We start from the raw sequence: 7,068 nt of genomic DNA, 5'->3' as shown, positions 1-7,068 counted from the left end.
GGAAAAACGCTTGTCCGGGCTGGTTGGGGGGGGGGGGGGGGGGGAAAGGGGGGGGGGGGGGGGGGGCCCCCCCCCCCCCCCCCCCCCCCCCGCGCCCGTCACATGCCCGGCCCGTCAGCCGAGGATCAGCTGCACCGGGTTGCGCTCCAGCAGCAGTACCGCGACGTCGTCGGTCAGCGCCCCGCCGTTCAGCTCCTCGACCTCGGCGATGGCGCTGTCGACCAGCCGCCCCCGGGTCAGCCCGGCGGCCTGGTGGTCGCCGACCAGGTCGGCGAGCCCGTCCTGGCCCAGGCGGCGGGACCCGGCCCCGACCCGGCCCTCGATCAGCCCGTCGGTGTAGAGCAACAGCCGCCAGCCGGCCCGCAGTTCGACCTCGTGGGCGGGCCAGGCGGCCTGCCCGTCGTGGCACGGCAGCAGGCCGAGCGCGGGCCCGGCGAGGTCGGAGGGCAGCGAGATCGGCTCGTGGTCCCGGCCGAGCAGCAGCGGCGCCGGGTGCCCGGCGAGGTAGAGCCGGGCCCGCTCGCCGGCGCCGAGCGAGCCGAGGTCGCTGCCGCTGCCGCCGGGCTCGATGACCAGCATGCAGAGCGTCGCGAAGATCTCGTCGCTGCGCCGCTCGTGCTCCAGCACGTGCTGGAGGGTGGTGAGCAGGGTCTCGCCGGTGAGGCCGGCGAAGACCAGGGTGCGCCACGCTATCCGGAGCGCGACGCCGAGCGCGGCCTCGTCCGGGCCGTGGCCGCAGACGTCGCCGATCACGACGTGGACGGTGCCGTCGTCGGTGCGCACGGCGTCGTAGAAGTCGCCGCCGAGCAGCGCGCGGCGGCGGCCGGGGCGGTAGCGCCGGGTGAAGGAGAGCCCGGCGCCGTCGAGCAGCGGGGTGGGCAGCAGGTGGCGCTGGAGGCGGGCGTTCTCCTGGCCGCGCAACTCGGCCTCGACCAGGCGGCGCTGGGACTCGTCGGCGCGCTTGCGCTCGACGGCGTAGCGCAGGGCACGGGCGAGCAGCGGGCCGTCGGTCTCGTGCTTGAGCAGGAAGTCCTGGGCGCCGGCCGCGACGGCGGCCGCGCCGAGTTCGGCCCCCGCGGCGTCGGTGAGCACCACGACCGGGGTGTGCGGGGCCCGGCGGAGCAGTTCGTGCAGGCCCTCCAGCCCGTCCGAGGGGTCGGACGGGTGCGGCAGGTCGGCGGGCGAGGCGAGGTCGAGCAGCACGCAGCCGAACTCGGGGGTGCGGGAGCGCCCGCGCCGGGCCCAGGGTGCGGGCGGGGCGAGCAGTTCGGTGGCCTGGTCCAGGCCGCGGGCCCAGTGGATCTCGATCGAGGTGCCGCTGTCGGCCACCGCGGCCTTGATCAGCTGGGCGTCCGAGGCGTCGTCCTCGATGACCAGCAGTCGCAGCGGTGTGCCGTCGGCGGGCCCGTCCGCCGCGGCGGGGCCGGCCGGGTCGGGGATGTGGGACGGGTGGGAGGCGTGCGCGGCCCGTGAGCGGGGGTGAGGTATCGGGGAAGTCGCCGTGGCCGGTCCGGTCGTGGCACGGCCGCGGGCATGGCCGACGCGGGCGCCGTCGTGGGCGCCCGGCAGGTCCGCGGCACCAGGTGCCCGCCCGTCTCCCGTTGCGGGCATCGGTGGTTCCTCCCTTTCCCCGACTGCGTAACGGCCGGCGTCCGTCCGCAGTGCCCGCCTGGCACCGCGCGTCGGGGAACTTCTCGCGACCATAACGTGATCTCCGGGGATTTCTCCGGCCGACCGGCGCCGTTGTGGTTATTGCCACGCCGGTGGCGGTGCGGTGACTGGACTCGGACGTCGAATCGGTTCCGTCCCGGCGGATGCCGGGCGGTCCGGAAGAGGGAGCGGGCGATGGTGGAGCGGATCACCCTGGTGGAGGGTGACATCACGGAACAGCCGGTGGACGCGGTGGTGAACGCCGCCAACTCGTCCTTGCTGGGCGGTGGCGGGGTGGACGGCGCGATCCACCGCAAGGGCGGGCCGCAGATCCTGGAGGAGTGCCGCCGGCTGCGCGCCTCGCACTGGGGCAGGGGGCTGCCCACCGGACGGGCGGTGGCGACGGCGGCCGGACGGCTGCCGGCCCGGTGGGTGGTGCACACCGTCGGGCCGGTCTACCGGGCGGAGGAGTACGAGGAGCGGGCGGAGCTGCTGGCCTCCTGCTATCGCGAGTCGCTGCGCACCGCGGTGGCGCTCGGCGCGCGCACGGTGGCCTTCCCGGCCGTGTCGGCCGGGATCTACGGCTGGCCGCCGGCGGACGCGGCCCGGATCGCGCTCGGCACCGTCGCGGAGGTGCTGGGCGGCGGTGACGTGGAGGCGGGTGCGGAGCTGGCGGAGGTGCGGTTCGTGCTGTTCGGGTCGGAGATGTACGGGGTGTTCGAACGGGCTCGGCGGGAGCTGCCCGAGCGGGGCGCCTGACGGCCGGGTGGGGCGTGGTGTCGCCGCTCGGCCGGGTCCATGGTGGCGTGTCGAGGCGTCAACACGCCAGAGATATTCGATAACTCGTTCGAGTGAATGCATCGGGTCGGTCACCAGCTCCGGCGCTCGCTGGCATGTGCGCGCCCCCGAACCCGGCAGCACCGCGCCGGCCCGCCGGCCCGCCGCTACGGCGCCGCCCGCCGCCGCGGCGCCGACCCCGCCGCTACGGCGCGAGTGCCGACCAGGGCAGCGTGACCTCGCCCTGCCGCCACCGTCCGCGCGCGTCCACCAGCGGCCAGCCGCCCGCCAGCGCCGTGCAGGCCGCCACCCAGCGCTGCCGCGCCCCGAACGCCCCGTACGGCGCGGACGCCGCCCAGGCCCGGTCGAAGTCGGTCAGGAAGGCGTGCACCGGCCGCCCGGGCACGTTGTGGTGGATCAGCGCCTTCGGCAGCCGCTCGGCCAGGTCGGAGGGCTGGCCGAGGCCGCCCAGCCGGGCCGCGAAGGTCACTGTCCGGGGCCCCTCCGGACCGAGCGCGACCCAGACGTGCCGCCGCCCGATCTCGTCGCAGGTGCCCTCGACCAGCAGCCCGTCCGGGGCGAGCCGCGCGCACAGCCGCTCCCACACCCCGGCGACCGCCGACTCGTCGTACTGCCGCAGCACGTTGGCGGCCCGGATCAGCTGGGCCGGCGCGCCGCCGTCCAGCGGCACCTCGAAGCCCCCGCGCCGGAAGGTGAGCAGCGGCGGCTCGGCGTACGGCAGCGCGGCGGCGACCCGCTCCGGCTCGATCTCGATCCCGACCACCCGGACGTCCGCCCGCACCGTGCGCAGCCGCCCGGCCAGCTCGACGGCGGTCCACGGCGCCGCGCCGTAGCCGAGGTCCACCGCGACCGGCGGGCGCTCGGCGGCGCGCAGCGCGCGGCCGAGGGTGTGGGCGATCCAGCGGTCCATCCGGCGCAGCCGGTTGGTGTTGGTGGTGCCCCGGGTGACCGTCCCCACCGGTCGCCCGGTCCGTCCGCGGGCGGGCGCGGCGGGAACGGGTTCGAAGGAGGCAGCCATGCCCAGAAGGGTAGTCGGGCCGTCGGTGGCACCGCGCTGACCTGGGGCGATGGCGACCGCCCCGGCCGGTGGGCCGGGGCGGGAATGCCGAGCGCGGTCCGTGTGGTTGGCAGACTGGTGGTGATGTGTGCCCGGGACGGGGCAGCGCACACCGGACAACGGGCGGCCCGGTACGGACCGCCTCGACGGGCAGCACAGAGGAGGCTTCAGCCAGGTGATCCAGCACCCCGTCCGTTCGGTCCGCCGTGCCCAGTCGGCCGCCCCCGCGCGCGCCCGGCTCCAGTCGCTCGTCCCCGGCCGCCGCCGTCCGCGCCGGATCGCCATGCTGAGCGTCCACACCTCGCCGCTGCACCAGCCCGGCACCGGGGACGCCGGCGGGATGAACGTCTACATCGTCGAGCTGGCCAAGCGCCTGGCCGACCTCAACATCGAGGTCGAGGTGTTCACCCGGTCGATCTGCTCGGACGACGCGCCGACGGTCGAGCTGGCCCCGGGCGTGCTGGTCCGCCACGTCACCGCCGGGCCGTACGAGGGCCTGATCAAGGAGGACCTGCCGGCCCAGCTGTGCGCCTTCACCCACGGGGTGCTGCGGACGGAGGCGGGCCACCGCCCCGGCCACTACGACCTGGTGCACTCGCACTACTGGCTCTCCGGGCAGGTCGGCTGGCTGGCCGCGCAGCGCTGGGGGGTGCCGCTGGTGCACACCATGCACACCATGGCGAAGGTCAAGAACGCCGCGCTGGCCGCGGGCGACACGCCCGAGCCCGCGGCCCGGGTGATCGGGGAGACCCAGGTGGTGGAGGCGGCCGACCGGCTGATCGCCAACACCACCGAGGAGGCCGCCGAGCTGGCGCTGCACTACGCCGCCCGGCCGGACCAGCTGGCCGTCGTCCACCCCGGGGTCAACCTGGACGTCTTCCGTCCCGGCGGGCCGCGGACGCCCGCCGCCGCACGGGCCCGGCTGGGCCTGCCGCAGGACGCCGCGGTGCTGCTGTTCGCGGGCCGGATCCAGCCGCTGAAGGCCCCGGACGTGCTGCTGCGGGCGGTCGCCGCGCTGCTGGCCCGGCGCCCGGAGCTGCGCGAGCGCCTGGTGGTGCCGGTGGTCGGCGGGCCGTCCGGCACCGGGCTGGCCCGGCCGGAGAGCCTGCACAAGCTCGCCGCCCAGCTGGGCATCTCCGACGTGGTGCGGTTCCACCCGCCGGTCGGCCAGGAGCTGCTCGCCGACTGGTACCGGGCGGCGACGGCCCTGGTGATGCCCTCGTACAGCGAGTCCTTCGGGCTGGTCGCGCTGGAGGCGCAGGCCTGCGGGACCCCGGTGGTGGCGGCCGCGGTCGGCGGGCTGCCGGTCGCGGTGCGGGACGGCGAGACCGGCACCCTGGTGCAGGGCCACGACCCGCTGGACTGGTCGTACGCGCTGGAGCCGTACATCACCGACCGGGGTCTGGTGGCGCGGCGCGGTGCGGCGGCGGCCCGGCACGCGGCCGGCTTCGGCTGGGACACCGCGGCGGCGACCACCGCCGAGGTGTACGCGGGCAGCATGGCCCGGCCGGCCGGCCGGCTGGCCGCGGCCCGTCGCCGACTGGCCTGAGTACGGGACGGCCCGGCCCTCGGCCGGCCCGTCGCCGACCGGCCCGGGGCGGCCCGGCGGAACGTCGCGCGGCCCGCGCGCCGACCGGCCGGGGCTGCGCCCGCCCGGTACCGGCGAGTAACGTCACCCCCATGGCAATCCGCACCAAGGACGAGGCCCTGACCCTCCTGCGCACCGCCCTGGACGACGCCGGGGTGGCCTGGGAACCGGCCGCCACCGACCCGTACACGCTGGTGGCGGCCCTCCCGGGCACCCGGAAGCTGAGCACCACCTGCGCCCTGCGGGTCGGCGACCACACCCTGTCGGTGAACGCCTTCGTGATCCGCCGTCCGGACGAGAACCACGAGGCCGTCTACCGCTGGCTGCTGGAGCGCAACACCCGGTTGTACGGCGTCGGTTACGCGGTCGACGCGCTCGGCGACGTCTACCTGGCCGGCCGGCTGCCGCTGGAGGCGCTCACCCCGCAGGTCGTGGACCGGCTGCTCGGGACGGTGCTGGAGAACGCGGACGAGCCGTTCAACACCCTCCTGGAGCTGGGCTTCGCCACGGCGATCCGCCGGGAGTGGGAGTGGCGGACCAAGCGCGGGGAGTCCACCCGCAACCTGGCCGCCTTCGCCCACCTGGCCGCCCCGGAGGAGCCGCCGGCGGACGCCCCGGACGCGGACTGACCCGTGCGGACCGACCCGTTCGGTCAGGCGCCCGCCGGGGTCTTCCCGGCGGGTTCCGCCGCGGGCGCCGGGACCATGACGACGGTCCCGCCGGGCCGAATGCCCTGCGCGGCGCCGGTCCGCTTGCCCAGCAGCAGGTAGCCGGCCGCGGCGACCGTGCCGCAGACTCCGCACGCACCCCACAGCGCCCCGCCGCCGGCCCGCTCCAGCAGCACCCCGCCGACGGCCGGGCCGAGGAACGAGGCGAGCGACCAGGCGAGCGAGTAGACGCCCTGGTAGCGCCCGCGGGCATGGGTCGGCGACAGTTCGGCGATCAGGCCCATGAGGGTCGGCGTGTAGAGGATCTCCCCGACCGTCCAGACCGCCACCGTGCCGGCGTAGAACCACGCGGACGACCCGGCCAGGGCCGTCAGCCCGAATCCCCAGCCGATGAACAGCGAGGCCGCCGCCAGCATGGCCGACCGGCTGCGGCTCTCGACCCACCGGGTGAGCGGGATCTGCAGCAGGACGATCAGCAGCCCGTTCAGGCCGATGACCAGGCCGTACTCGGTGGACGTGATCCCCCGGCGGCCCATGTCCACCGCGAGGGTGGTGGCGCCCTGCTGCAGCACCAGGGCGAGCAGCAGGGTGAGGCCGACCACGGCCATGAAGCGGCGGTCGCGGAACACGGTGCCGAGGCCGACCGCCGGTTCGTCGGCCTTCGCCGTCCGGACGTCGGGCTTCGTCTCCGGGATCCTGACGAAGATCACCACCGCGCAGAGCGCCGTGGAGAGCGCGTCCAGCAGGAAGAGCGTGAGGTAGCCGTGGCTGGCGATCAGGCCGGCGACGGCCGAGGAGAGGCCGAAGCCCAGGTTGATCGCCCAGAAGTTCAGTGAGTAGGCGCGGACCCGGTCGGCGACCGGGACGATGTCCGCGATGATCGCCGAGATGGCCGGCCGGGTGGCGTTGTTGCAGAAGCCCACCAGGAAGGCCACCACCGCGATCGCCACCTGACCGTCCGTGAAGCCGAGCACGGCGGTGAACAGTGCGGTGCCGAGCTGGGCGGCGAGCAGGGTCGGACGGCGTCCGATCCGGTCGGTCAGCACGCCGGCGATGATCGCGGAGGCCGCCGAGCCGAGGCCGAACAGGGCGGCGACCAGGCCCGCGTAGGTGGCCGAGTACCCGCGGCTGCTGGTGAGGTAGAGCGCGAGGAAGGTGACCACGAAGGCGCCGAGCCGGTTGACCAGGGTCGAGACCCAGAGCCACCAGAACTGGCGCGGCAGCCCGCCCGCCGTCTCCTGGATCATTCTTCGGAAACCGGCGGTGACGAGCATGTGGGGGCTCCCGGGGGCAGGCGTCCGCCGATC

At 75.9% G+C, this 7,068-nt stretch carries 6 protein-coding genes; 3 read left to right on the top strand and 3 right to left on the bottom strand.

What is annotated here, in order from left to right:
- Positions 1-114: 114 nt before the first annotated feature.
- Complete coding sequence (locus ACZ6EM_RS19845; RefSeq protein WP_401051675.1) at positions 115-1,611, bottom strand: PP2C family protein-serine/threonine phosphatase; 1,497 nt, start codon at positions 1,609-1,611, stop codon at positions 115-117.
- A gap of 234 nt (positions 1,612-1,845) precedes the next feature.
- Here ACZ6EM_RS19845 and ACZ6EM_RS19840 point away from each other — a divergent pair, with 234 nt between their 5' ends.
- Positions 1,846-2,409, top strand: coding sequence for an O-acetyl-ADP-ribose deacetylase (locus tag ACZ6EM_RS19840; protein WP_452180760.1), 564 nt, complete (start codon positions 1,846-1,848; stop codon positions 2,407-2,409).
- Positions 2,410-2,632: 223 nt separating this feature from the next.
- On the opposite strand, the gene ACZ6EM_RS19835 is transcribed toward ACZ6EM_RS19840, so the two are convergent.
- A complete protein-coding gene (locus ACZ6EM_RS19835; RefSeq protein WP_465772858.1) occupies positions 2,633-3,466 on the bottom strand; it encodes a methyltransferase domain-containing protein in 834 nt (277 codons plus the stop codon).
- Between the two features lie 217 nt (positions 3,467-3,683).
- Between ACZ6EM_RS19835 and mshA the strand changes: the two genes are divergently transcribed.
- The gene (gene mshA, locus ACZ6EM_RS19830) at positions 3,684-5,054 is read left to right on the top strand and encodes a D-inositol-3-phosphate glycosyltransferase (protein WP_401047331.1); all 1,371 of its coding nucleotides are present in this window, start codon (positions 3,684-3,686) and stop codon (positions 5,052-5,054) included.
- Positions 5,055-5,185: 131 nt separating this feature from the next.
- Positions 5,186-5,722 carry a type III secretion system chaperone family protein gene (locus ACZ6EM_RS19825; protein ID WP_401047316.1) on the top strand — a complete coding sequence of 179 codons (537 nt, stop codon included), beginning with the start codon at positions 5,186-5,188 and terminating at the stop codon, positions 5,720-5,722.
- Between the two features lie 23 nt (positions 5,723-5,745).
- Here the strand turns inward: ACZ6EM_RS19825 and ACZ6EM_RS19820 are convergent, their stop codons facing one another.
- Positions 5,746-7,035, bottom strand: coding sequence for an MDR family MFS transporter (locus tag ACZ6EM_RS19820; protein WP_401047319.1), 1,290 nt, complete (start codon positions 7,033-7,035; stop codon positions 5,746-5,748).
- Between the last annotated feature and the right edge of the window lie 33 nt (positions 7,036-7,068).

Source organism: Kitasatospora sp. NPDC041917 (assembly GCF_055589745.1).
The sequence above is the reverse complement of the archived record's forward strand: the minus strand, read 5'-3'. Positions and strand labels throughout refer to the sequence as shown.

Coding starts and splice junctions, on each gene's coding strand:
- ACZ6EM_RS19835 (WP_465772858.1), bottom strand. CDS start 3,466: ATGGCTGCCTCCTTCGAACCCGTTCCCGCCGCGCCCGCCCGCGGACGG.
- ACZ6EM_RS19840 (WP_452180760.1), top strand. CDS start 1,846: ATGGTGGAGCGGATCACCCTGGTGGAGGGTGACATCACGGAACAGCCG.
- ACZ6EM_RS19820 (WP_401047319.1), bottom strand. CDS start 7,035: ATGCTCGTCACCGCCGGTTTCCGAAGAATGATCCAGGAGACGGCGGGC.
- ACZ6EM_RS19845 (WP_401051675.1), bottom strand. CDS start 1,611: ATGCCCGCAACGGGAGACGGGCGGGCACCTGGTGCCGCGGACCTGCCG.
- ACZ6EM_RS19825 (WP_401047316.1), top strand. CDS start 5,186: ATGGCAATCCGCACCAAGGACGAGGCCCTGACCCTCCTGCGCACCGCC.